This is a genomic window from Rhizobium ecuadorense, assembly GCF_001187535.1.
In the GTDB taxonomy this organism is placed as follows: domain Bacteria; phylum Pseudomonadota; class Alphaproteobacteria; order Rhizobiales; family Rhizobiaceae; genus Rhizobium; species Rhizobium ecuadorense.
Window position 1 is genome coordinate 1 of record NZ_LFIO01001283.1, and the last position, 261, is coordinate 261.

1 protein-coding gene is annotated in these 261 nt (G+C 62.1%); it reads left to right on the top strand.

Going from position 1 to position 261, the window contains the following annotated elements; genetic code table 11:
• Nucleotides 1-261 (top strand): MmyB family transcriptional regulator (locus tag AF337_RS27265; protein ID WP_483150636.1); only part of this gene is annotated, 261 nt, incomplete at both ends.

The window sequence follows — 261 nt, forward strand, 5'->3', positions numbered from 1 at the left end:
GGGAGGCGGTTGCCCGCGTCTCGCTGGCGATGTTTCGCGCCGACTGCGCGCGTTATGCCGGCGATCCGGATTTCGAACGGCTGATCGCGCTGCTGAAACAGGCAAGCGCTGAATTTCGTGATTGGTGGCAGCGCCACGAGGTCGTCAATCCGCTGTCCGGCATAAAGCGCATCAACCATCCCCTCAAGGGCCGCATGTCCTTCGAGCATACCGGCCTGACACTGACGAGCCGGCCGGAGATGAAGCTCATCGTCTATACGC